Annotated in this window: 20 protein-coding genes and 1 pseudogene; 13 read left to right on the top strand and 8 right to left on the bottom strand. The window is 40.0% G+C overall.

The features are described from left to right. The 3 genes from M1381_04230 to M1381_04220 form a co-directional block, all read left to right on the top strand. A partial coding sequence (locus M1381_04230; GenBank protein ID MCL4478293.1) for a PQQ-binding-like beta-propeller repeat protein occupies positions 1–1,022 on the top strand: 1,022 nt, incomplete at its 5' end. A gap of 58 nt (positions 1,023–1,080) precedes the next feature. Beyond that, positions 1,081–1,248 carry a hypothetical protein gene (locus M1381_04225; GenBank protein ID MCL4478292.1) on the top strand — a complete coding sequence of 56 codons (168 nt, stop codon included), beginning with the start codon at positions 1,081–1,083 and terminating at the stop codon, positions 1,246–1,248. A gap of 322 nt (positions 1,249–1,570) precedes the next feature. Next, entirely contained in the window at positions 1,571–3,424 is a 1,854-nt protein-coding gene (locus tag M1381_04220) for an NHL repeat-containing protein (protein ID MCL4478291.1), read from the top strand. 176 nt (positions 3,425–3,600) lie between these two features. Here the strand turns inward: M1381_04220 and M1381_04215 are convergent. From M1381_04215 to M1381_04185, 7 genes and pseudogenes are all read right to left on the bottom strand, one after another. Continuing rightward, positions 3,601–3,923 (bottom strand): annotated as a pseudogene (locus tag M1381_04215) (type II toxin-antitoxin system PemK/MazF family toxin). A gap of 483 nt (positions 3,924–4,406) precedes the next feature. Further along, the gene (metG, locus tag M1381_04210) at positions 4,407–6,317 is read right to left on the bottom strand and encodes a methionine--tRNA ligase (protein ID MCL4478290.1); all 1,911 of its coding nucleotides are present in this window, start codon (positions 6,315–6,317) and stop codon (positions 4,407–4,409) included. A gap of 84 nt (positions 6,318–6,401) precedes the next feature. Beyond that, the gene (locus tag M1381_04205) at positions 6,402–7,220 is read right to left on the bottom strand and encodes a stage 0 sporulation protein (GenBank protein ID MCL4478289.1); all 819 of its coding nucleotides are present in this window, start codon (positions 7,218–7,220) and stop codon (positions 6,402–6,404) included. Continuing rightward, positions 7,210–8,196 carry a DNA polymerase III subunit gene (locus M1381_04200; protein ID MCL4478288.1) on the bottom strand — a complete coding sequence of 329 codons (987 nt, stop codon included), beginning with the start codon at positions 8,194–8,196 and terminating at the stop codon, positions 7,210–7,212. The genes M1381_04205 and M1381_04200 overlap by 11 nt, the downstream gene beginning before the upstream one ends. Beyond that, entirely contained in the window at positions 8,183–8,818 is a 636-nt protein-coding gene (gene tmk, locus M1381_04195; GenBank protein MCL4478287.1) for a dTMP kinase, read from the bottom strand. The genes M1381_04200 and tmk overlap by 14 nt, the downstream gene beginning before the upstream one ends. Then, positions 8,815–9,486, bottom strand: coding sequence for a ribulose-phosphate 3-epimerase (gene rpe, locus M1381_04190; protein ID MCL4478286.1), 672 nt, complete (start codon positions 9,484–9,486; stop codon positions 8,815–8,817). The genes tmk and rpe overlap by 4 nt, the downstream gene beginning before the upstream one ends. A 196-nt stretch (positions 9,487–9,682) precedes the next feature. Then, positions 9,683–9,919: a hypothetical protein gene (locus M1381_04185; protein MCL4478285.1), complete on the bottom strand. Its 237-nt coding sequence runs from the start codon at positions 9,917–9,919 to the stop codon at positions 9,683–9,685. Between the two features lie 228 nt (positions 9,920–10,147). On the opposite strand from M1381_04185, the gene M1381_04180 reads away from it, so the two are divergent. Both M1381_04180 and M1381_04175 read left to right on the top strand, forming a co-directional pair. Further along, a complete protein-coding gene (locus M1381_04180) occupies positions 10,148–12,988 on the top strand; it encodes a hypothetical protein (GenBank protein MCL4478284.1) in 2,841 nt (946 codons plus the stop codon). Continuing rightward, a complete protein-coding gene (locus M1381_04175) occupies positions 12,985–14,319 on the top strand; it encodes an MATE family efflux transporter (GenBank protein MCL4478283.1) in 1,335 nt (444 codons plus the stop codon). Before M1381_04180 ends, M1381_04175 begins: the two co-directional genes overlap by 4 nt. Before the next feature lie 94 nt (positions 14,320–14,413). Here M1381_04175 and M1381_04170 read toward each other — a convergent pair whose 3' ends face one another. Further along, complete coding sequence (locus M1381_04170; protein MCL4478282.1) at positions 14,414–14,959, bottom strand: hypothetical protein; 546 nt, start codon at positions 14,957–14,959, stop codon at positions 14,414–14,416. Between the two features lie 64 nt (positions 14,960–15,023). Here M1381_04170 and M1381_04165 point away from each other — a divergent pair, with 64 nt between their 5' ends. Genes M1381_04165 through M1381_04130 form a run of 8 tightly spaced genes read left to right on the top strand, consistent with a single transcriptional unit; the run spans position 15,024 to position 24,818 of the window. After that, positions 15,024–15,539 (top strand): gamma carbonic anhydrase family protein, encoded by a 516-nt coding sequence (locus M1381_04165; GenBank protein MCL4478281.1) that lies wholly within the window; start codon positions 15,024–15,026, stop codon positions 15,537–15,539. A gap of 38 nt (positions 15,540–15,577) precedes the next feature. After that, complete coding sequence (locus M1381_04160) at positions 15,578–16,030, top strand: cyclic nucleotide-binding domain-containing protein (protein ID MCL4478280.1); 453 nt, start codon at positions 15,578–15,580, stop codon at positions 16,028–16,030. Positions 16,031–16,056: 26 nt separating this feature from the next. Then, positions 16,057–17,529 (top strand): IMP dehydrogenase, encoded by a 1,473-nt coding sequence (gene guaB / locus M1381_04155; protein MCL4478279.1) that lies wholly within the window; start codon positions 16,057–16,059, stop codon positions 17,527–17,529. A gap of 10 nt (positions 17,530–17,539) precedes the next feature. After that, positions 17,540–19,072 carry a glutamine-hydrolyzing GMP synthase gene (gene guaA / locus M1381_04150; GenBank protein ID MCL4478278.1) on the top strand — a complete coding sequence of 511 codons (1,533 nt, stop codon included), beginning with the start codon at positions 17,540–17,542 and terminating at the stop codon, positions 19,070–19,072. Between the two features lie 3 nt (positions 19,073–19,075). Beyond that, positions 19,076–22,543, top strand: coding sequence for a DNA polymerase III subunit alpha (dnaE, locus tag M1381_04145; GenBank protein ID MCL4478277.1), 3,468 nt, complete (start codon positions 19,076–19,078; stop codon positions 22,541–22,543). A 10-nt stretch (positions 22,544–22,553) separates the two neighbouring features. Then, complete coding sequence (gene hfq / locus M1381_04140) at positions 22,554–22,841, top strand: RNA chaperone Hfq (protein ID MCL4478276.1); 288 nt, start codon at positions 22,554–22,556, stop codon at positions 22,839–22,841. Continuing rightward, positions 22,838–23,974: a GTPase HflX gene (gene hflX / locus M1381_04135; GenBank protein ID MCL4478275.1), complete on the top strand. Its 1,137-nt coding sequence runs from the start codon at positions 22,838–22,840 to the stop codon at positions 23,972–23,974. Before hfq ends, hflX begins: the two co-directional genes overlap by 4 nt. After that, positions 23,952–24,818, top strand: a complete 867-nt coding sequence (locus M1381_04130) for a PDZ domain-containing protein (protein ID MCL4478274.1) — start codon at positions 23,952–23,954, stop codon at positions 24,816–24,818. The genes hflX and M1381_04130 overlap by 23 nt, the downstream gene beginning before the upstream one ends. The last annotated feature ends 2 nt before the right edge of the window (positions 24,819–24,820 follow it).

Here is a 24,820-nt window from a genome sequence, read left to right as displayed (position 1 = left end):
TTTATGCAATCAACCCGAATGGTACACTGAAATGGAATTACACTACGAAAAACATGTCTCCCTCTTCACCGGCCATTGGTCTCGATGGCACTATCTATTTCTCTTCTTCTTTGCGAACTTGGAATCGAGAAAGCTCATTTCTTTATGCAATGAGCCCAACCGGTTCGGTTGTCTGGGAAGTACCATTATCAAATATAAGTGAAAACAGTCCATCACCTGTAATAGGAACTGACGGTACAATCTACGCCGCCTGCAATGGTTCCGGAACTCTTTGTGATTTTAATTCAGCTGGTGCACTTCAATGGACCTATGTAACAAACGGTTTTATTTTATCATCTCCCGTTGTAGGAAGCAATGGCACTATCTTCTTAACAGTTAATGGTAGCCTTTACGCACTCAGTCCGACTGGTGCACTTCAATGGAGCGATTCAACCGATTCATTCAGCTCAGCACCGGCTGTCGGCATCAATGATACTATTTACATTGAGGCTGGCAATAACATGCTTTATGCGTTTTCATCAGTCGGTGTACTGCAATTTTCTTCTACGATATTCAATGGTACAGACTATATTGGTTTCGCATCGCCCCCGATCATCGCTCCGAATGGGACTGTCTATATCATATTAAGTGGTAATGTTGCCAACACCCTTTATGCTTTTAATCCGTATGGTTCATTTTATTGGACTCATGAATTTGGAGCTTATATCGTTTTTGGTTCTCCTCCGGCAACCGGAACTGATGGGACGATCTATGTTGATTTATACGATGCCGTACCGAATAAAAATATCCTCTATGCGATTAACTCCTACGGTGGTCTCAACTGGAGCTCTACGACACAGTTCGAAGGCTGTGCGTCCGTTGTAAGTGCTGATGGAACTATCTACATGGTATTAGCTAACAAACTATATGCCTTTAATTCCAATGGTACATTAAAATGGCAGTTTTCGGTTGTTGGTACTGCAAATACAGCACCCGTAGTAGCTCCCGACGGTACAATATATTTTAGTACATGGCACAATTAATCTGTCTAACATTTAAAAAAGTGTTTTGATTTTTTAACTATTTGACTTATTCAAGATAGTGAACCGAGAAACAGTCAACGGCAGCCGTCCTGACAATAGAGATTCCATAAACCCGAAAAATGCGTTTGAAAATGAGGAAGTTTATGTAATGAGCGAAAAGGCCGCGTCAAATAAAGGTATTCTTCGAATATCCGATGAGGAAACCATACCGGGTAATAGCATATAAACATACAGAGGACTAAAAGCTCGTTTCTATAAGGAAACGTATAGATATCAGGTGGATCGCGGGATTGAGCGAATAAGAAAACTTCCTTATTGCATTTTTCGGGTAAATCGATTTGAAGGGGCGATCTTGAGATCATGCGAAGGTTACCATTGCCGTTTTTCTTCTGAAACACCGGGCAGCGAGGCATGTTCAAATAAGGGACGTTTCTTGAACGGGGTGCTACCGGTAAGCCTCGAGGATCTCCACGCCGCCGTGTCGCCTTCGTTTTTCTTTACAAACAAAGAATAAAGGTGATAACAGTAACACTAAGAAGGAGGTTTGTATGAAAGTCACCATCAAAGCATTTTTTATCTTTTCATTGTTTGTCCTGCTGCTTATCGCAGGATGTTCAGGTTCGAACGGTAAAACAGGAGCAACAGGTCCGCAAGGTGCACAGGGTATAACCGGTCCAACCATGCCGATAATTCAGAGCTTAAATGCTACGGGATTACCTGCAATACCGGGAAGTCCTGTTACAACAACTGTCATTGCACAGAGCGCTCAGAACCTTGCCCTTACCTACACGTGGACGGCAACAAGCCTGTGGAGTGTGTCACCATCCAGTGTAAATAGTCAGACAGCAACCATAATAGCACCGTCTGGCTACGGCATGACCGGCACGGCGACAATAGAGGTGTCGGACATTAACGGAATGTATGCAATTGGGGTAATTGCCTTAAGCACGCAGGGTGATAGTGCACCGGTGATAAATAGTATAACAGCGTTACCAAATCCGGTATCACCAAACGGAGTTATAACAGCAGTCGTCAATACCTATGATGCACAAGGGAATATACCGCATTACATATGGGAGGCTTCTTCAGGATGGGCAATAACAGGTTATGGCACAACAGCCACTGTAATAGCACCGTCAACCTATAATACGGGTGGGTATATAACGGTTACTGTAAGTGATAATTATGGATACGAAGTAACCGGCACAATAGGTGTAAGCACCTTAGACGTCATTCCTTCAACACCTACAGACCTCACAGCATTATCAAGGATATCAAGCATTCTGCTTGCATGGAATGCTTCAACAGGAGCTACAAGCTACACTATTTATGAATCAGCGGTTTCCGGAGGACCTTATATGGCAGTAGGAACAACCACAACAACAGCCTATACGGTAACCGGTATAACAAACAGCACACCTTATTACTTTGTTGTTAGCGCACAGAACAATGCCGCAGAGAGTGGATATTCAAACCAGGTAAAAGGGAGTAAGCTCGTCACGTCTACGTATGCTGTAGGATTATACCCATATAGTATAGCGATAGACGCATCCGGCAATGTCTGGGTTACGAATTACGCTGATAGTACTGTAACCGAATTAAGCCCTACGGGCGCTACAAAAGGAACGTATCATGTAGGCTTCAATCCCGAAGGCATAGCGATAGACGCATCCGGCGATGTCTGGGTTACGAATTGGTATGATAGTACTGTAACCGAATTAAGCCCTACAGGCACTACCATGACCACTGTTACCGTCGGTGCCTATCCCATGGGTATAGCCATAGACGCATCCGGCAATGTCTGGGTTGTGAATAGTAATAGTAATAATGTAACCGAATTAAGCCCTACGGGCACTACCATTACCACGGTTACCGTCGGTGGCAATCCCGATGTCATAGCGATTGACGCATCCGGCGATGTCTGGGTTGCGAATAAAGGTAGTAATACTGTAACTGAATTAAGCTTTACCGGTACTACATTAAAAACGTATAATGTAGGCAATTCAGACAATTATCACTATGGCATAGCGATAGATCCATCGGGCAATCTCTGGGTTGCGAATGTAGTTTATAATACTGTAACCGCATTAAGCCCTACGGGCGTCACATTAGGAACGTATAATGTAGGTACCTCACCCATGGGTATAGCGATAGACGCATCCGGCAATGTCTGGGTTGTGAATAGTAATAGTAAAAATGTAACCGAATTAAGCCCTACAGGCACTACAAAAGGAACGTATGCCGTAGGCTCCAATCCCATGGGTATAGCGATAGACGCATCCGGCAATGTCTGGGTTGCGAATTATGGCAGTGGTAATGTAACCGAATTAAAGGGTATAACAACAGGACCTCAATACTTCCCGTACATAGGCCCTCAATTCCCGGGCGGCGGAAACTTTTAGGTATGAGCTAAATGGTAATAGAGTTAAAGAATCAGGGCGGGGTTTTCCCCGCCCTTTTTAATTGGAGTGCCCGGCATGGGCGATAATTCGGTGGGCATGCTTTCTTCAACAACATACAGATACCCCAAAAACATCAGATAGTCTTTTAAGAAAACGACCCTTTATTGGACACCATTTTAATCCACCAACATTTCTTTTATCAGGCTTTTAATTTTGTTTATTTCATTGTCTTTTATCGTTCCAAGTCTTTTTAACAGCCTGTTTTCATCCACTGTCCTTATTTGATCTAAAACAACCCATCCGTTTTTGCCCTGAAATCTTACTTTAAGTCTGCTGGGGTAATCGTGAGATTTTGTTGTAATGGGTGCTATAATGACAGTCTGAATATTTCTGTTCATTTCATCCGGAGAGATTATCACGCACGGTCTTTTTTTTGTATTTCGTGGCCGATAGTAGGATCAAGATTAATAAGATAGACTTCGTACTGTCTTATTTCCATTCCCAGTTTTCCATGTCTACTTTTTCATCAAGTAATTGTATATCTTCTTTATTTTTGTGCATTTCCTTAAATGCCTTATCCCATCCTTTTCTCGGAACTTCTGTAGCGGGCATAAGAATTATTCTATCCTTCTTGACTTAAAGCTCCAGCCCGGCAGACATGTTGCATTGTTTTAGCACACTTGCAGGATTCTTATTCCTTTTGAGTTGCCTTTTGACACAAGGTTTATTTTCATTTTTTTCTCTTTTAATGTAATTAAAATGTACTTACGCCTAAAAAACAACACCCTTTTCAATAAAATATTCACAAACCACAACAAAAGACAACTGTTCAAGAAAATATCAATGTCATAAACCCTTTTGCCAGTTAAAAATGCTCGATTGGCTATACTGAGCAAGACTGTTTCTTACAATGTGTATTACATACGCACCGGTTACGCCGGATGGGAACAGACAAACAGGCTTTAATCCTGCATTTTTGGGTTTACTTGATTCTTGTGCCTGGAGATACTTCCCTATCGAATGTTAATAATGTTAAGTGTTCTGAATCACCGGCCGCAAGCAGCATGCCGTTTGATTGAATGCCAAAAAGCTTAGCGGGTTCAAGATTTGCGACAACAGCGATCTTTTTACCGATGAGTTCCTCCGGTTTATAAGACTTGCCTATACCCGCAACAATGATCCTCGGCTCACCAATATTAACTTCAAGCCTTATCAGTTTTTCAGAGCCCTTTACTCTTTCGGCACTCATTATTATACCAGTCTTTAATTCTATTTTTTTAAAGGTATCAATTGGGATTTGCTCAACAGGCTTTTTAGCTTCTTCATGCCCTTTTTGTTCTATTTTTTGCTCTTTTGCCGGCGAGACTACAGATACTTTTTCAAACAAGGGCAGGGCCATCCGGATGCCGGTCCCAGACTTTGTATACCCCCATTTTACAAGGTAATCCATATTACGGCCTTCGATATCTTGAGATAGGGTACTCAGTATTTTTTTTGCTGTCTCCGGCATGAAGGGCATAAGGTAAACAGCAACAATACGGGTTGCCTCAACTATATTGTAAAGTCTCGTTGAAAGTGTATCCCCATTCCCGGATTTGGCTTCTTGCCATGGTTTTGTTCTATCAACGTATCTATTGGCACTTGCAATAAACTCCCAGATATCTATAAGTGCCGTATGAAATTCAAGGTCAGACATTGCCTTTTTATATTCTTCAAAAAGCCATAAAGATTTTTGTTTTAGTTCCAGGTCAAGCTCATCCTCATTAGAAGGTTCAGGTATTATACCCTGCGCAAATCTTGTAACCATGCCGGTCGTCCTGGAAAGCAGGTTACCAAGATCATTGGCAAGTTCACTATTTATGCGGGTAAGCATTGTATTACTCGAGAAGTCGCCGTCAAGGCCAAACGGCACTTCTCGCATCAGAAAATACCGTGTCGGTTCTACGCCGTATTCGTTCACAAGCAGAGCGGGTGAGATAACTTTGCCGGTAGATTTGCTCATCTTCATTCCTTCAATAGTCCACCAGCCGTGTGCGAATATTTGTTTTGGCAATGCTAACCCCGCCGACATTAAAAATGCGGGCCAGTAAACAGCATGGAACTTTACGATATCTTTACCTACTATATGGACATCCGCAGGCCAGAATTTTTTAAATTTTTCTTCATCATGAAGGAAGCCTGCTCCTGTGAGATAGTTTATGAGTGCATCAAACCAAACGTATATAACATGCCTTGTATCGTCGGGGACTTTTACGCCCCAATCAAAACCTATTCTTGTTATACTCAGATCCCTTAACCCGGATTTAACAAAGCTTATAATCTCATTACGTCTTGACAGAGGGAGTATAAACTTATCGTTTGATTGGATGTATTTTAATAATGGCTCCTGATACTTTGAGAGTTTAAAGAAATAACTCTCCTCTTTAACCCTTTCCATCTCCCTTCCGCAGGTTGGACATTTCCCATTGATAAGTTCTTTTTCCGTCCAGTACGATTCGCATGGAACACAATACCAGTCTTCATAAAAACCATGATATATGTCACCTTTTGCTTTGAGCCTTTTCCATATTTCCTGTACAACCTCTATGTGCCTTTTTTCTGTTGTGCGAATAAAGTCATCATTGCTGATGTTCAATAGTTTCCACGCGTCTTTAAATTTTATTACAACATCATCCGCGAGTTCCTGAGGTGTTATAGCTCTTTGTTCTGCCGATCGTTGTATCTTTTTGCCGTGCTCATCGGTACCGGTCAGGAATAAAACCTCATCTCCGCGCAGTCTCCGGTATCTTGCAAGGACATCCGCTGCTATTGTTGTATAGGCATGTCCTATATGCGGAACATCATTCACATAGTATATCGGTGTTGTTATATAAAAATGTGATCCTTTATCCATCAAATCTTCTCCTTTAGCATGTTAGAGAAAGCCACCGTCACCGCAAACAGTTAGAGAACGAACTTCTCTAACGGGGTTTGCTTTTTATAAAAATAGGCTTTTACTCTTTACTTCTTCATTTTTTAATTTTACCTGTTCACCGTTTTCCAGTTTAACAATAACTTCCATTTTAAAAACATCATAACCAATTACTTCGCCGTTACCGAGAGTGGTAGAAACCTTTTTGTTGAGTTTAGGCAAGTTCTCGATTGCATGCACATAAAAATCGTATTCGTATGTAAGACAGCACATGAGTTTACCGCAAACACCGGAAAGCTTCTGTGGAACCAGGGGTAAGCCCTGTGGTCTCACATGTTTTATTGTTACGGATGTAAAACCTTTTAGGAATGTGCTGCAGCATAACTCTCTGCCGCACGATCCCATGCCTCCGAGCATCTTTGCCCTATCCCTTGCACCTATCTGTTTCATCTCTATATGCGTATGAAACCTTTTTGCAAGATCCTTGATCAAATCTCTGAAATCAACCCTTGATTCTGCAACAAAGTACAGAATAATATTGGAACCGTCAAAATTAAACCTACCCTCTATTATTGTCATATCAAGATTCATTTCTCTTGCTTTGTCCTGACAGTATATTTTTGCTTCCCTTGCCCTCTGAATAAGGATCTGTTCCCGTTCCAGATCTTCTATCGTGAATGGCCTTACAACCTTTAACAATGCCTTGATCTCTGTATCGGGGATGTCCTCCGTATAAGGTTCCACAACTATCCGGCCTATAGCCAGACCATCCGATATCTCTATTATAACCTTTTGCGTCTTTGATAGTTTAAAATCAGAGGCATCATAACTATGCTCTTCAAGCGTAAGCACGGATTGTATCCTCGTAATCCTCTTAATTGTCATGCTCTTCTCCTATAAGTCCAAATAAAATATTTTCCATAATCATCTGAGGATTTACATTAATCTCATAAGCAAGCCTTGCCTGCTCAAGAGATAAAGCTGTATCTATGAGGCATTCCCTATCAAATCTTTTTGCAATAATGCCTACTTCATTTACAAAATTAATGTTCCTTATGATTGATGGATTTTTATCGATTATTATTGCATCAAGTAAGATTGATAACATGATTTGCATAAGTTCTTGAAACCTGGCCTTCCATGCCTGTGATTTAAACTTCTCTGCAAATTGTATTATGGAGCTGGTATCGACAATGTTTGATAAGGTGTTTATCATATCCTTTACATTCTTTTCCGCATCTTTATAGCTAAGATATTTGATGCCCCCGTTTGACAAAAGGCTTACATAATTCAGCTCATCTTCTTTAAGTGTTGTGATAAGCTGAAGTATGCTTTTAATAACATCAACAGACAATCTATTGAATCCAACCTTTATCAATCTTGACAGAACGGTTGGCAGAAGCTTTGTGTAAGAGTTTGTTATCAAAATTATTGTTGCCCATGCTGGCGGCTCTTCGAGCGTTTTTAATATCGCATTCTGAGAATGTAAGTTTAGTTCCGATGCGTCATCCATGATGAGCGTCTTGTGTTTACCTTCGAACAATGGGGCATTAAGCCATTCAATGATATTTCTTATGGTATCCACCTGTTTCTCACCATCACTTAAGGGGAGTTTTAATTCAACCACATCGGTGTGCTTTGAACCATCTATCTTTCTACAGCTCATGCATGTATCATCCGACAACCATTTATCTTTATTGTCTTCGCAGTTTAAAGTTTTGGCTATATTCAATGCTGTTAAATGCTTGCCCACACCTTTGTTTCCGTACAGGAGGAATGAGCTGTTTACGGTGTTATTAATTATAAACTGTTTTATTATTGTTATAGCCCTTTGCTGTCCTTTTATATCAAGCAGAGACATAACCTTTGTCCTTTAAAAAAAACATTATCTTGTTTTCATGGATTGACATAATATCTTCATCCGCATTAATTACCACGAACCGTTCCGGCTCATTCTTTGCAAGTTCAAGGTATCCGTTTTTTACCTTTTTAAAAAAGGTTTTATCGAGTAGTTCAATCCGGGTCTGATTTGCCCTTGAGCTCATTCTTTTAACTGCCGTTTCATACCGGCAATCAAGCAGGAAGGTTACATCCGGTTTTAACGGGAGAATAAAAAGTTTTTCAAGTGTTGATGCGATATCCAGAGGTAAGCCCCTGCCATAACTCTGATAAGCTATGGTTGCATCATTAAATCTATCACATAAAACTATTTTACCCTCTTCAAGTGCAGGAGTTATACTTTCTTTTATCAATTGAACCCTGCTCGCAAAAAACAATAACAACTCCGCATAATCCGATATCTCTATATATTTATCCGAAATAACATTTCTTATTTTTTCTCCGAGTTCTGTGGACCCAGGTTCTCTAAGTCTTATAACCGGCTTATTCATCGCCAGCAGTTTTTCATACAACAACTCAAGCTGCGTTGTCTTTCCAGATCCGTCAATGCCTTCAAATGTAATGAATAGTCCCTTTTCTTTCATCTCGGATGTTTTACCTTAACACCTTTCATTGATAGGATCGCAGATCGATAATCTTTTGCCCCGAATATCGAAGTGCCTGCAACAAGGATATCAGCCCCTGCATCTGTAACGATCCCGGCATTCCCCGGGCTAATGCCTCCATCTACCTCTATAAGTACATTTGTATGGGTATTCTTTTTTATCTCAGACAGCTCTTTAATTTTATTCAATGCTGAACTGATGAATTTCTGTCCCCCGAATCCGGGATTAACAGTCATGATAATAGCAAGGTATAACTCCTCAAGAATATTTTTCAACATGCTGACAGGCGTTGCCGGGTTTAACGACACACCCGGCTTTGCACCATAATCTCTTATCATCCCTATAGCCTTATGTATATGGTTACAAGCCTCCCAGTGTATTGTTATTATATCAGCACCCGAATCGATAAAACTCTTTATATGATCCATTGGCTCAAGTATCATAAGATGGACATCAAGCGGCAGGGCTGTAATCCTTTTTATAGAGCTAACAACAGGTTGTCCCACCGTTATATTTGGAACAAACCTGCCATCCATTACATCTATATGCAGCATATCTGCGCCTGCTCTTTCTACAGCTTTTATCTCTTCTTTAAGCCTTGAGAAATCACATGCCAGCAATGAAGGGGCAACAAATATATGTTTCATAAGCATAAACTCCTATTACCCTATAACATATTATTAGCAATGGATAAAATAAAAATGAAATCAAGCAAAAAAATACAATAAGAAGGTTATTATAAAACTGAAATGCCGAAGGCGGAAGACTATGGTTAAGACAGTTAAGTCCGGTCCGAAATACACGCGTAAGATAAAATACAGCTTACGCTATGCCTAACTCATTCTATTTAAATGTTTTAAAAAATGTTCCTGAAGTCCCTGGTGCCGATAATAGAGTGATCTCTGTTAAAGACGGATACTCGCGCAGCTCCGGTTCTATAAATCTTTTTTTTTGGACAGGCACATTATCATTGTTATAAACATCTGTTGAAATCTTTAAAACTTCATCTTTCCTATCTGTTTTATTGCCATGCATATCTATCCTTTTCATCACATTTACCCTGTGTTTAAAAAATAACACCTGGTGTTGATTATTAAACATTTTATTAAACTGTCAAGTGTTTTGTTAAAATTATAAAGAAACCGGATGCTTTTCTATACTATAAATGATACCATCGCATAAACAGGGATTGCAGCCCGATTCTGAGTTTTGTCCGCATTTTCACCTGTTCCATAAAATGCCTTTATTCAGCGGAATGTGCTTATGATCATTGTCAGTTAATGTTTTTTATGCAATCTACCTTTCTATATGAAATATAAAGTATGTCTTTTATTGTTTGTTCCCGTGTTAATTTTGACCAGCATAGCAGTCTCGTATGGGTTTGGATACGCCCCACCAGACCAAACATGGAAAACAATACAGTCTAAACATTTTTCAATCATATTCACTCCATCGGAGCTGGATATTGCTCAAAAGCTTATGAATATTGCAGAATCTTATTATAGAAAAATGACCTCTCGTATGAACTGGGTACCCCAAAGAAAGACTTATATCCTGCTTACAAATTCTACCGACTCTACAAATGGTGAAACCACGCCGTACTATTATGATCACATAATCATATACGCAGTACCTCCTGACGCGTATACAAGCATCATCAATTATGATTACTGGCTAAAGATGATCTTTGTCCATGAGTACACACACATACTGCATCTCGATCAGTCAAGGGGATTTTTTGGATTTTTGAATGATATCTTTGGAAGAGTATTGTTTACAAATTTTCTTGAACCCGATTGGATCATTGAAGGTTATGCCGTTTACAATGAATCTACACTCACTCAGGCCGGCAGGGATAACGGCAGCTATTACAATACAATTTTAAGAATGCAGGCGCTTACAAATACGTTGCCTCCTATAGATAGGGGTGACGGGATCCCGAGCAAATGGCCTTATGGAGAGTACCCTTATCTATACGGCGGTAAATTCCTTCAGTATATCGGAGAACGGTATGGGGCAGCAGCACTTGCAGAGTATTCAAAAGAATACACGTACCTGCCCTTTTTTATTGAGACATCTTCAAAGCACGCATTCAAAGATGAATCCTTTATTACATTATGGCGCGAATGGCAGGTTCACTTAAGAAAGCAGGCGATGCTTGAGTATATATCATTTTTGTTTTCAGGACCGACGCCGTCAAAGCAGCTCACATTTATTGGTGCAGACACAAGAAGTCCTGTATGGGATAACAAGGGCAAGGGCATATTTTACACATCTTATAACGGCATGACCAATATGGCTATTTTTTACAAATCCTTAAAAACAGGAAAAACAAAACGGGTAACCTTAAGGAACAGCAATCATACAAATTCAGCATGTAATCAAAGGCTATTCTTCTCGCAGGAAGACTATTTCAAAAACTTTTATCTTTACAGCGATCTGTATGAACTAAACCTGAAAACAAATCGTACAAAACAGCTCACCCATGGTTTAAGAGTAAGGGGTCCTGATGTATCATACAACTGCAGTAAGGTTGTTTTTGTCTCAAACACCTCAACAGTATCTTCGCTCATGATCTACCGTCTTACGGATCCCGGCTCTGTAAAAACAATCGCAATGATTAAGGGATCAGCCCAATTCCTTGACCCAAGATGGTCTTATGATGGTAATGATATAGCTGTTACGGTCAAATATAATGATGGAGAAACGGATATAAAGATCCTGAATAAGCAAGGCGAATTCCTTACTACGGTTGTAGCTGATACGCATCTCAACCTGTTCCCTGCGTGGTCAAGGGATAATAGATTTGTAATGTTTTCATCGGATAGAACGGGTATAGCAAACCTGTATGCTTATTCTATTACGGATAAAACCATTTACATGATAACAAATGTGATCGGCGGTGCTTATGAATCGCAGGTATCCCCTGATGATAAAATGCTTGCCTTTGTCCAGTATGATAAAACGGGCTTTAACGTGTATGAAATGCCTTTTTCTCCATCCACATTCAGGACTTTGAATAGACAGAGAGAATTTCTTGTCCGGCAGGTTAAATCTTGCAAACATACAAAAGCAGCTATTACAAAGTATTCACCATGGGATACACTCAGACCGACATGGTGGCTGCCGGCAGTAACACTTGATCCTGACGCCTATTCGGTTGGTGTATACACACAGGGCTCCGATCTGCTTGGTTATCATAACTATTATCTGCTTGCCGATTACACGGGTTATCAAAACGGTAAATCAAGCCCCGGTTTTTTTGCTTCTTATACAAATGACGCGTACCCGCCTCAAATCGGGATTAATGGAGGCATTATACCGTACATTGCTGAAACGTACACAGAGCCGGCATCCAATACAACACATTCATACGTTCTGCAAAAGAGCAATGCAGAACTTGACATATCATATCCTATAAACAATTTCAGATACCGCCAATCTATTGGTATCGGCTATGACTACGCGCTTATAAGTTCATTAACGCATCTCCCTGCTTACGTCTCAAATGCGCCGTTCACTGGTAAGTTAAGCGGGTTTACAGCAACCTATGCTATCGATACAACGTACGTATTTGATACATCCATAAGCAGAGAAAACGGGGTTTATTTTAATACGTCATTGGAAAGGGATCTATCTGCTCTCGGAAGCGATCTTGAACTTACGCAGTTTTATTCGCAATTGCGTGCATACCTACCTGGTTTAGGCGCAAACCATGTGATATATTTTAGAGGCATTTATGATTTTGTTGCAGGTCCTTCAAAAGGCAGCCAGCTGCTTTCTATAGGTGGTCTGCCGTCACTGCTTGCCAATCAAAACCTCTCAGCAGTACCGATAAGGGGTTATCCGGCGGGCATATTAACGGGGGACAAAGCCCTTTCATTGACCATTGAATACAGATACCCTGTTGCAATTATTGATAGAGGTATCAACACATTGCCGGTTTATTTCGATAAGGTCTCTCTTGCACCTTATGCGGATATAGGTACGAACACTATAAAAACTATTACATCTTATGGTATGGAACTGCATATTGATACGTACATTGCATATCTTTATAATGTTAGATTTTCTTTCGGCTATGCTTATGCATTGAACGCATTCCCTTCATCTTCTTTCTATTTCTTCATTGGGGCACCTATACAGTGAAACGTTCTTACCCAACGATTATAAGACTGGCAACGCCGGTTATGATTGGTATGCTAACCCAGACGTTTATCAACTTATTTGATGTTGCTATGGTTGGCAGGCTCGGAGCGGATGCAAAAATAGGGCTTGCAGCGCTCGGGCTTGGGATAATTACGTTATGGGTATTTGGCGGTGCATTGAATGCGATATCGGTAGGCATATTGAGCCTTGTAACCCGTAGATTTGCAGAAAAGCAGTATGAAAAAGCGGGCAGGGTGCTTTTTGCTGGTATTATTATGGCAGTTGTTCTCGGCACCATGATAGGTTTTATAGGATATACTATAGCAAAGCCTTTATTTATACTTCTAACGCATAACAGATTGGTCGCGATTGAAGGGGCAAAATTCATAAGATACCGGTTTATCGGCCTTTTGCCGTTTCTTGTGATAGTTGTTTATAAAGCCTTTTTTGATGCACTGGGCAGAACATGGGTTTACATGTACGTCTCTATTATTATGAATGTTGTGAATATTGTACTGTCATACGGGCTCATACTTGGACACTTTGGATTCCCGAGACTCGGTGTTGAAGGTGCCGGCATATCGGCAACAATAAGTTCGTTTGTAGGTGTTGCTGCAATCGTTTTTTACAGCATAAAAAAGCCTTACAGGATATTTAAGATATATGCATCCTGGAGAACAGACAGGTCCGTTTTGAAAGAGATTATAAGAGTAAGCTATCCCGCAGCCATAGCTGCATTACTTACAACACTTGGTTTTGAGGCATTTATTGTTATATCGGGAAAGATAGACGTTGTAACACAGGCCGCAACTGCTATTTTAACACAGGTTGCATCTATGACATTTTTACCTTTACTCGGATTTGGTACTGCTGCTGCCACAATGGTTGGACAGAGTCTTGGTGCGAATAACCCCGATGAAGCAGAGAGATATGCAATAGATTCAATAAAGCTCGGCGTACTGATCATGGCTTTAATAGCACTGATATTCATGGCATTCCCCTCTACTATAATGGGATTATTCACTGATTCCAATTTAGTTATTATAGCAGGTTCAAAAGGTTTGTTCATCTATAGCTCTGCATTAATCTTTGAAGCCGTTGGTTTAATCGGCAGTCAGTCCTTGTTTGGCGCAGGATACACAAAGTATGTCATGGCTGTTGATGTAACATTACACTGGCTATTGTTTGTCCCTTTATCATACATTCTCGGTGTGCTTCTGAAGCTTAATATAATAGGGCTGTGGCTTGCCGCTGATACTTATATATTCCTGTTAAGTGTCTTTATGTTGATCGGCATAAAGAAGGGTAAATGGAAGCTTATTAAGCTATAAGATTAACCCAGAAATGCAATATAAGGGTAAAAAAAATGGTTTAAAACCAGCGCCTGCAGCTCGACACTGCTTTACCCGGGATGATAGGTCTACTTTAGAACAAGAATCCAGCATCTATCTGAAAACTTAAAAGGCTCAGGTAAGTTTTTTGAAGAATCACTCCTTCGTACTTGAGAAGGGGCCCGAAAAAAAAACTTGATGAAGCCATTACGTCTATGCCAACACCGGCATTTAATAGAACACCCATGTCATGCGCTGGTTTTGGCGTTAGAGATGGAGTACCTGAAAAATTTGCATAAACAAAGTTTAAACCGCCTGTAAAATAACCTTTTTCGATGCCGCCATTCAGGTATTGCTTTAGGTTTATACCTGTATAAATGAGATTCATCAAAAGATTATTGTCTACATTATTCTGAAACCTGTTAATCCCCATATCAAAGTTTACATTCGATTCATCGGAGGCATCATACCCAATTGCAATATCGAATTTAGGTCCATTGTTAAAATCGTATGTTTGGTTTTTAGTAAATATGGTAAAACCGGGATTTAGTGATAAAGATATCTGTCCCTGATCCGAGAACACCTTGTGGGGCAGAAATACAATAGTTGCTGTTATTATAGTCATAATGTATTTGTACATGGTTTCTCCTTTATAGTTTACAGTATGCATAAACTTATGATAGGTATTAGTCAAGGTAAAAAAAATGAGAATAGAACATAATGGAAGAATACCGCAAATAGCCCAAAATGTTTATATGTCCCATAACACCGTGATCATAGGTGATGTTGTTATTGGTGAAGATAGCTCGATATGGTTTGGTTCTGTTGTAAGAGGGGATGAAAACTATATAAGAATAGGCAGAGGGTCAAATATACAAGATCTATGCATGCTGCATGTAACTCATGAGAGATATCCTTTGTTTATAGGGGATGATGTTACTATCGGCCACAGAGCTTTAGTGCATGGATGCAGAATAAAAAGCAGATGTCTTATAGGTATGGGCGCTGTTTTGCTTGATGGGACTATTGTTGGAGAGGAGTCGATAGTTGCCGCCGGGAGCGTTGTAAAAGAAGGAATGATAGTGCCGCCGCAGACACTCGTTGCCGGGGTGCCGGCTCAGATAAAAAGGGACCTGAATCAAGAAGATATTGAGTACATAGTAAACTCGGCAAAACGGTACGTTGAATATGCAAGGCATTATATGGGCTTGAAGGTATAATAACTTGCTTATTTTTTAGGCTTATGTAAACATATTTTATGGTTACAGTTAACGATTTAAAGATAGGCAATATTTTTAAAGATACGGATGAAAGGGTTGTAAATCTGCTTGTAAGTATAGCTCAAAAGAGAAATATCCCTGCAGGCGTGCCCGTATTTGTGGAGGACATGATTTCCGATGCGATGTTTATTATTTTATCAGGAAGCGTTGATGTTTTAAAGAAAACGAATAATGGCAGAGAGAATATTATTGGTAATCTTGAGAAAGGTGATGCGTTTGGTATGCTTTCACTGATCCTTGAGACAAAACGGTTTGTCACGGTAAGGGCAAGAGAGCCATTGGAAGTTATAGTGATAACAAGGGATAATTTTAATAGATTTGTAAATGACAATATCCACGCAGCGTATCAAATATTGCTAAGTATAACCAAGCATATTGCAGGTATATTGGGTGATCCGAAAGGGATGGAGGGCGTATTTAATGAAGAGTAAAGGTATATTATTTTAAGGACGAATCAATGACAGAAAATGCACCTTACGTTATGGATGGTTATACATTTGATGATCTGTTACTTCTACCCGGAGAATCAAAGGTTATACCTAAAGATGTTGCTATTAATACAAGACTGTCAAGGCACCAGAGTCTTAAGATTCCATTCGTAAGTGCAGCAATGGATACTGTTACGGAATCAGCCACAGCCATAACGATGGCGCAGGAAGGCGGAATAGGCATTATACACAAAAATCTATCTGCAAAGAGGCAGGCGGAAGAGGTTCACAAGGTAAAAAAGTACGAAAGCTATATAATCAACGACCCTATTAATATGCCGCCGGATCGCAAGTTGAAAGAGGCTGTTATATTAATGCGCAAGTACAGTATTTCCGGTTTACCCATTGTGAAAAAACAGAAGCTCGTTGGCATCCTTACAAACAGAGATATGAGATTTGAGGATGACCTTGAAAAACCCATAAGCGAGTTAATGACAAAGAAAAACCTTATCACAGCAAACGAGGATGTTACGCGTGAGGAGGCAAAAAAGCTTTTATATAAGCATAAAATAGAGAAGCTGCTCGTTGTTAACGGTAAAGGAGAATTAAAAGGACTTATAACTGTTAAGGATATCGAGAAGAGCATAAGATTCCCTAATGCAACCAGGGATAAGTACGGCAAACTTATTGTCGGTGCTGCAATCGGTATATCCCATGACAGGTTTGAGCGGGCCGATGCCCTTGTAAAAGCAGGCGTTGACTGCCTTGTTATAGATACTGCACACGGGCATTCAAAAGGAGTTATTGATTTTCTAAGAGAGATAAAAAAATTGTATACCAATATTGATATTATAGTTGGTAATGTGGCGACATCGGACGGTGCCAAGGCATTGCTCGAGGCAGGCGCTGACGGGATAAAAGTAGGTGTGGGCCCAGGTTCCATATGTACAACCAGAATTGTAGCAGGTGTCGGTGTACCACAGATGAGCGCCATATTTAACGTGCATAAGGTAACATCAAAGGCGGGTGTGCCTTTAATCGCTGACGGCGGAGTCAAGTTCTCAGGTGATATAACAAAGGCGATTGCAGCGGGTGCTGATACAGTAATGCTCGGAAACCTTTTTGCAGGAACCGATGAAAGCCCCGGGGAGCTTGTATTCTTTGGCGGACGCACGTACAAGGTTTACAGAGGTATGGGCTCTCTAGAAGCAATGAAGGCGGGTTCAAAAGACAGGTATAATCAGGACCATATTGAAGATGAATCTAAATTCGTTCCCGAGGGCATAGAAGGCAGAGTCCCGTACAAGGGCTCAATCTCAGGTGTAATATACCAATTATCAGGCGGCTTGCGTGCCGGTATGGGATACGTTGGTGCAAAGAATATAGAAGAGTTAAAGCAAAAAGCAAAATTTGTCAAAATAACACCCGCAGGTTTTAAAGAAAGCCATGTTCACGATATAACCATATCAAAAGAGGCTCCCAATTACAGGCTCGATCTTTAATTGATTTAATATGGTTGATACTATAGTTATTCTTGATTTTGGTTCCCAGTATACCCTCCTTATATCAAGGAGATTAAGAGAGCTTTCGGTTTATTCTGAGATACTGCCTTACAACGCACCTATCGAAAAGATAAAGCAGCTGGATACAAAAGGTATAATTTTATCAGGCAGTCCGTACAGTGTTTATCAAAAAGATGCACCAAAGCCTGATGATGGTATATTCAAGATTGGAGTACCTATACTTGGCATATGTTACGGTATGCAATATGTTACGCAGAAGTTTGGAGGTAAGGTACAAAAATCAAAACAAAGGGAGTATGGGAGAGCCGAGATAAAGATCGATCCTATATCACCATTATTTGACGGTATGGAGCATACACATAGGCATACAGTATGGATGAGTCATTCTGATCGAATAGAGGAGGTGCCGGAGGGCTTCAGTGTTATTGCGTCATCTGCAAACTCACCGATAGCAGGTTTTCAGAATCAATCAAAACAGATCATAGGGTTACAATTTCACCCGGAGGTTTCACATACTGAAGAAGGGATAAAGATATTAAATAATTTTGCAAGGCACTGCAATGTAACAGGGAAATGGGATATAGGTGCTTTTGTAGAGAATTCCGTTATTGATATAAAAAACCGCATCGGGAATGACAGTGTTATAGGCGCTATTAGCGGCGGCGTTGATTCAACTGTTGCAGCATTTATAACCTATAGAGCAATAGGAGATAAGCTAAAACTCGTATTTATAAATAACGGATTATTAAGAGAAAATGAGCCTGAAGAGGTGTTTAATACCTTAACGAATATGGGGCTTAATGTTAAGTACGTGGATGCTTCGGACATGTTTTTAAAAAAATTAAAGGGTGTTGTTGAACCAGAGAAAAAGAGAAAGATTATAGGAAAGTCATTTATTGATGTGTTTGAAAAGCAGATAACGGATAAGCATATAAAATGGCTTTTGCAGGGTACACTATACCCAGATGTAATAGAAAGTAATCCTCACATAGGGCCATCACAGGTTATAAAAAGCCATCATAATGTCGGCGGTTTGCCAAAAAAGATGCATCTTAAAGTGCTTGAGCCATTCAGGCTTTTATTTAAAGATGAAGTAAGAAAGATTGGAAGGCTGATCCATGTGCCCGAATATATACTTAACAGACAACCTTTCCCGGGACCCGGCTTGAGTATAAGAGTTATAGGAGAGATAAAAAAAGAGCGGTTAAATATGCTTAAAAAAGCGGACAGTATCGTAAGGGAAGAAATAGGCAAGTATCAGATATCGCAAGACCTATGGCAGTATTTTGCTGTTCTTTTACCGGTAAGAACGGTAGGCATAATGGGAGATGAAAGGACTTATGAGCATGTAATAGCGATAAGGGCTGTTAAAAGCGAAGACGGAATGACTGCTGATTGGGCGAGGCTGCCTTATGAGTTGATGGATAGATTATCTTCAAGGATCATTGGAGAGGTTAATGGGATAAATAGAGTTGTCTATGATATAAGTTCAAAGCCTCCCGGAACTATAGAATGGGAGTAACCGATGGGAGCGTATAACTTTGTACATCTGCATCTTCATACTAAATACAGCTTGCTTGATGGTGCTATACATATAGATAGGCTTGCACAGAGGCTTAAAGCATACAACATGCCTGCCGTTGCAATGACCGATCATGGAAACATGTTTGGTGCGGTTGATTTTTACACCAAGATGCGGAGCGAGGGTATAAAGCCTATAATAGGCGTTGAAGCATACATTATCAATGGAAGTATTGATAATAAAAATCAAAAAACAGAGCAATATCATATCGTTCTTCTTGCAAAGGATCAAACCGGTTATAAAAATCTTTTAAAACTAATAAGCATAGCATACACAGATGGTTTTTATGGTAAACCAAGGATAGACAAGAAAATTCTTGACGGGCACAGACAGGGACTGATTGCCTTATCCGCGTGTTTGCATGGTGAGATCCCGGCTAAACTGCTTTCCGGCAATGTTCAGGCAGCCATTACCGCCGCTGAAGAATACAAAGATATTTTTAAAGATGATTTTTTTCTTGAGGTTCAGGCTAACGGTATACAAGAACAGGCAATTGTGAACAACCTGATTTATAACTTATCAAAAGACCTTCACATACCGCTCGTTGCAACAAACGATGTTCATTACCTTGATATGGAGGATGCAAAGGCGCATGATGTGCTCCTCTGTATTCAAACAAAAAAGAAGTTTTCCGATAGGGACAGGCTTAAGTTTTCAACGCAGGAGCTTTACCTGAAAACACATGAAGAGATGGCAAAGGCGTTCGTAAACCATCCTGAGGCGCTTGAGGCTACATGGGAGATTGCGAACAGATGTAACCTTGAGATAGAACTCGGGAAATTCCATTTTCCCGTGATCTCTTTTGGAGGTAACGAAAACTATGATAACCTGCTCACACAATTTACATACAATAGTTTTGAGGAACTTGCTAAGAAATATCCGTACATAAAGGCAAAAGAACAGCAATACCGTGAGAGGCTCGAGAATGAACTTGGAGCTATCAAGCAAACGCACTTCTCAAGCTACTTTTTGATAGTAATGGATATTATTGATTATGCAAATAAACATGCCATTCCAATAGGCCCCGGCAGAGGCTCAGCGGTTGGGAGCCTTGTAGCTTACGCCATAGGAATAACAAAGATAGATCCCATAAAATATGGATTATACTTTGAAAGATTTCTTAACAAAAACCGGATAAGTCTGCCCGATATAGATATTGATATATGTGCAGAAAATAAAGACAGGCTGATCGATTATTTAAAAGAAAAGTACGGTTCAGAGAAAGTGGCACAGATCACCACCTTTCATACCCTGCAATCAAGGGCTGTTGTAAAGGATGCGGGCAGGGTACTTGATATCCCTTATAATGTGGTTGATGGTATAACGAAGATAATACCCGAGAAAATGGCGCTTAAGGATGCAATAAAAACTATACATGAGATCCAGGAACTCAGCCAGAAGGATGAAAAGATAAAAGAGATGATAAACATAGCTTTAAAGCTTGAAGGACTTATAAGGGATAAATCTATTCATGCGAGCGGTGTTGTGATCGCCGATATGCCGCTGTCCGATTATTTGCCCATTTATAAGGATAAGAACGATAAAATTGTTACGGGGTTTGAAGGAGAATATGTAGAGAAGATAGGGCTTATCAAGTTTGATCTCCTGTCACTGGCGATGATCACGATCATCCAGAAAACAAAGGAACTGATCAAACAATACAGAAACCAGGATATAGATCTTACAATAATAGATCTCAATGACCCTAAGATATATGAATCAATGCAAAAAGGGGACGGGGTTGCACTGTTTCAACTTGAGAGTTCCGGCATGCAGGAAACACTGAAAAAAATTAAACCGTCAAGAATCGATGATATAATTGCCGTGGTTGCAATATTCAGGCCTGGGCCAATGGCATGGATAGACGAGTTTGCAAGAAACAAGGAGAAAGGAATTGTCGCAAGCAGATTCCCCGTACTGAACGAAATATTGAAGGAAACCTATGGGGTCATTCTTTATCAGGAACAGGTTATGAGGATAGCCATCGAGATCGCCGGTTTTTCACCTGAGGAAGCAGATTATGTACGTAAAGTTATCGCCAAAAAGGAAGAAGAAAACATGCCGAAGCTTCACGAAAAATTTGTACATGGTGCTGTTGCCAACGGGATGAAAAAGACGGGAGCAGAATCACTCTTCGATCAGCTAAAACGATTCGCAGAATATGCATTTAATAAATCTCACAGTGCGGCATATGGACTTGTTGCCGTATGGACAGCTTATCTCAAGACGTACTATACAATCGAATACATGACAGCGGTGCTGTCAAATGAGGCTAAGAATAAGTCCCATAAGACCTCGAACCTTGCCCGTTATATCGCATACTGTAAGAAGCTCGGCATAGACATAACATTACCGGACGTGAACAGATCAATGAAGGATTTTACAATAGAGGGGAACAGTATAAGATTCGGATTAATGGCCATAAAGAATGTTGGAGAGACGGCCATTGATGCAATATTGCAGGCCCGTGAGGCAGGCGGATTTGCTTCGCTGTGGAATTTTCTAACGAAGGTGGATTTGTCTAAGGTAAACAGAAAGGTAGTAGAAAGTCTTATCAAGGCAGGCTCTTTTGATTTTACAGGAAAAACCAGGGCGTCGCTTTTCAAAAGTATGGAGGATTTATATATAATGGCAGGAAAAATGAACTCCATGCAGGCTCAAAACCAGCTTTTTGAATTGGACACTATACCTGACAAATCTAACGGCCACGGCGAAGCCGAATGGGATGAACTTGAAAAGCTCGGTTATGAAAAAGAGCTGCTGGATACGTACATATCCGGGACACCTCTAAAAAAGTACAGAGATGAGATTAAGGCTTATTCCGATACAGAGATCAGTTCGCTCGTTGATATGGATGGCAGGTCTGTTAAGGTAAGCGGCATGATCACGACTATCAGGGAGATAAAAGAAAAGAAAACAGGCAGGCCGATGGCTTTTATAACACTATCGGACGATGAAAACTCTGTAGAGGTTATCATTTTCTCCAGCATTTTTACAAACGTAAAGGATACAATAAAAGAGAATAAACCCGTTATTGTAAAAGGTAACGTAAAAGTTGAGGAAGAAGGTTATGACGGAGGAGAGGAAGATGAGAGTACCGAACCAACCAAAGTAGTAAAAATTATAGCAGAAGAGATCTTTACAATTGATCGCGCTGCTCAAAAACTCATAGATGAAGTATACATTACTGCTGATTTTGATAATGTTTCAGATGAGCATCTTAGAGAAATAAAAAATTATTTGAGCGAGTATAAAGGCAGCGCAAGGGTTTATCTTAATTTTATGCGGGATGGTAAAAATGCTTACGTCATTGAGTTACCGGATTACCTTAAAATAAAGCCTGATCCCGAATTATTCAGTATAATAAAGAATCTGCTTGGGGAAGTTGAGATATATTTTAATAAGCAATAACGGAGGATATATGGTATTAAAAAACAAGATGGGCGAGTTTATAAAACAACAAAACAATACGCTGATTAAATCATCATTAGATAATGATTCTCATAAGAGTCAGGCTGTAAATATTCAGGATCAATTTCTGAATCAGTTAAGAAAAGAAAAGACAAAGGTGTCTATAGAACTTGTGTCGGGTACAGTTGTAGAAGGAGAGATACAGAGTTTTGATAACTATTCTATCATACTTGAGAACTCGGATAGATATCTTATTTATAAACACGGCATAATACTCGTAAAAAGGACAACCGTTTGACGATACAAAAAGAAACAGTACTGGCTGTTCATATACAAACTGGGACCGAGAGTGATTCTATGAAGGAAAGACGTATTAGAGAGCTGAATGCACTCATATATGCCGATGGCGGAGAGGTCGTAGAAACAAAGGTCAAGAAGATAAACACACCCCATAATGCAACCTTTCTCGGTAAGGGGCAGTTATTTGAACTAAACAGAATAATAGCTGTGCTTGGCACCAATGTTGTGGTATTTGATAAAGAGCTGACGCCTGCGCAACAAAGAAATATAGAATCAATACTACAGAGCAGGATAATAGATAGATCGAGATTAATAATAGATATATTTGCAAGAAGGGCTCATTCAAAGTACGGTAAACTGGAGGTTGAGCAGGCTCTGTTAAGGTATTTATTACCAAGGCTTACCGGAAGGGGTGTCCTTATGTCTCAGACAGGAGGCGGTGTCGGCACGAGGGGCCCTGGTGAAACAAAACTTGAGATAGACAAAAGAAGGATAAAAGAACGACTAACAAGAATTAAAAGGCTGATAGATATTGTTAAAAGGCAAAGGATAACACAACAGGCAAAACGCAGCAGTTCCGGGACAGCATCCGTAGCTATGGTTGGGTATACGAGTGCCGGTAAGTCAACACTTTTAAATACGCTTACCAAATCAAACATGCAGACAAGCGATGAGTTGTTTACGACCCTTGATCCTGTGGCAAGAAGGATTAATTTTAAAGATAAGAGTTATGCAATTATTAATGATACGGTGGGCTTTATAGAAAACCTGCCTGTGCAGCTTATAGAGGCATTTAAGACAACCCTGGACGATGTTGTCAATGCTGATATCGTTCTTCACGTTATAGATATTTCGAAACCCGACTTTGAAAAGGATATAGAAGAAGTGGAAAAAGTGCTATACGAGATTGGAGCCGGAGATAAACAGGTTATTTATGTTTTTAATAAAACAGATATGATTAGAGATAATATTTCGGTTAGAGCAGTCGTTGGACGTTATGATAGAGCCGTAGCTATCTCTGCAAAACAGGGTATAGAAATAGAGTTACTTAAAGACATGATTCATAAAGTTCTAATAAACACAAAACAGCAGGTTAGACGGGTAGATAATGAACTATATAGAGCTATTTAAAAAATATTCATGGGTCATTGATATGTTTCTGCTTTTAATGTTTGCATATCTAATGGCATCATTTACATCAACATATATCAGGACAAGACTTTTCATTATCCCATCGGTAAAACCGGCTTCATCAAGAAATGGATCGAATGCCACTCTGGTAGCAATAAAAAAGGATCAAGCATACTATACGACTATCGTAGAAAGAAATATCTTTAATTCATCTGCACAGGGGCTTGATGAACTTATAAGCAATTCCAATGGTCCCATAACAAAAACCAACATGAGTATAAAATTACTTGGAACGGTTGCGGGTTCACCCGAGTATGCGTATGCGGTTATGCAGATGGGTACCGATATCAATGTGTATAGAGTAAAAGATCATATAAATGGTGCAATCATTCTATCAATAGAAAGAAAAAAGGTGATCATATTGCATAATGGTGCTAAAGAAGAGATCAGTATGTCAAAAGGAAAAGCATTAGAAGGAGGCGGGAGTGCCGGTAGCTCTGGAACGGGTATAAAGCAGATAGCGCAGAATAGTTACACTATTCCTGAAAGCCAGTTTCAGTCCAACCTTCAGAATATGGGACAACTGCTGACACAGGCAAGAGTGGTCCCTAATGTTGTAAGCGGCCAGATTGACGGCTACAGGATATTTGCGATATCTCCCGGCAGTCTTTATTCAAATATAGGTTTACAGAATGGAGATGTTATACATAGTGTTAATGGCATCAGGGTGACAACACCGGAAAGCGCGTTACAGCTATTTCAACAGTTAAAGAATGAAAGACGTTTTAATATTGTTATTGATAGGAATGGACAGCAGATGAATTTAAATTATGCGGTACAATAAAG

The organism is Deltaproteobacteria bacterium, assembly GCA_023382265.1.
Classification (GTDB): domain Bacteria; phylum JAMCPX01; class JAMCPX01; order JAMCPX01; family JAMCPX01; genus JAMCPX01.
This window is presented reverse-complemented; position numbering and strand designations above follow the sequence as displayed.

What these genes read in the sequence shown, in the direction of transcription:
- M1381_04160 (MCL4478280.1), top strand. Translation starts at nt 15,578, where the DNA reads ATGGTTACAGTTAACGATTTAAAGATAGGCAATATTTTTAAAGATACG.
- hfq (MCL4478276.1), top strand. Translation starts at nt 22,554, where the DNA reads ATGGTATTAAAAAACAAGATGGGCGAGTTTATAAAACAACAAAACAAT.
- rpe (MCL4478286.1), bottom strand. Translation starts at nt 9,486, where the DNA reads ATGAAACATATATTTGTTGCCCCTTCATTGCTGGCATGTGATTTCTCA.
- M1381_04170 (MCL4478282.1), bottom strand. Translation starts at nt 14,959, where the DNA reads ATGTACAAATACATTATGACTATAATAACAGCAACTATTGTATTTCTG.
- guaB (MCL4478279.1), top strand. Translation starts at nt 16,057, where the DNA reads ATGACAGAAAATGCACCTTACGTTATGGATGGTTATACATTTGATGAT.
- M1381_04200 (MCL4478288.1), bottom strand. Translation starts at nt 8,196, where the DNA reads ATGTCTCTGCTTGATATAAAAGGACAGCAAAGGGCTATAACAATAATA.
- metG (MCL4478290.1), bottom strand. Translation starts at nt 6,317, where the DNA reads ATGGATAAAGGATCACATTTTTATATAACAACACCGATATACTATGTG.
- M1381_04165 (MCL4478281.1), top strand. Translation starts at nt 15,024, where the DNA reads ATGAGAATAGAACATAATGGAAGAATACCGCAAATAGCCCAAAATGTT.
- dnaE (MCL4478277.1), top strand. Translation starts at nt 19,076, where the DNA reads ATGGGAGCGTATAACTTTGTACATCTGCATCTTCATACTAAATACAGC.
- M1381_04205 (MCL4478289.1), bottom strand. Translation starts at nt 7,220, where the DNA reads ATGACAATTAAGAGGATTACGAGGATACAATCCGTGCTTACGCTTGAA.
- M1381_04180 (MCL4478284.1), top strand. Translation starts at nt 10,148, where the DNA reads ATGAAATATAAAGTATGTCTTTTATTGTTTGTTCCCGTGTTAATTTTG.
- M1381_04130 (MCL4478274.1), top strand. Translation starts at nt 23,952, where the DNA reads ATGAACTATATAGAGCTATTTAAAAAATATTCATGGGTCATTGATATG.
- guaA (MCL4478278.1), top strand. Translation starts at nt 17,540, where the DNA reads ATGGTTGATACTATAGTTATTCTTGATTTTGGTTCCCAGTATACCCTC.
- tmk (MCL4478287.1), bottom strand. Translation starts at nt 8,818, where the DNA reads ATGAAAGAAAAGGGACTATTCATTACATTTGAAGGCATTGACGGATCT.
- M1381_04220 (MCL4478291.1), top strand. Translation starts at nt 1,571, where the DNA reads ATGAAAGTCACCATCAAAGCATTTTTTATCTTTTCATTGTTTGTCCTG.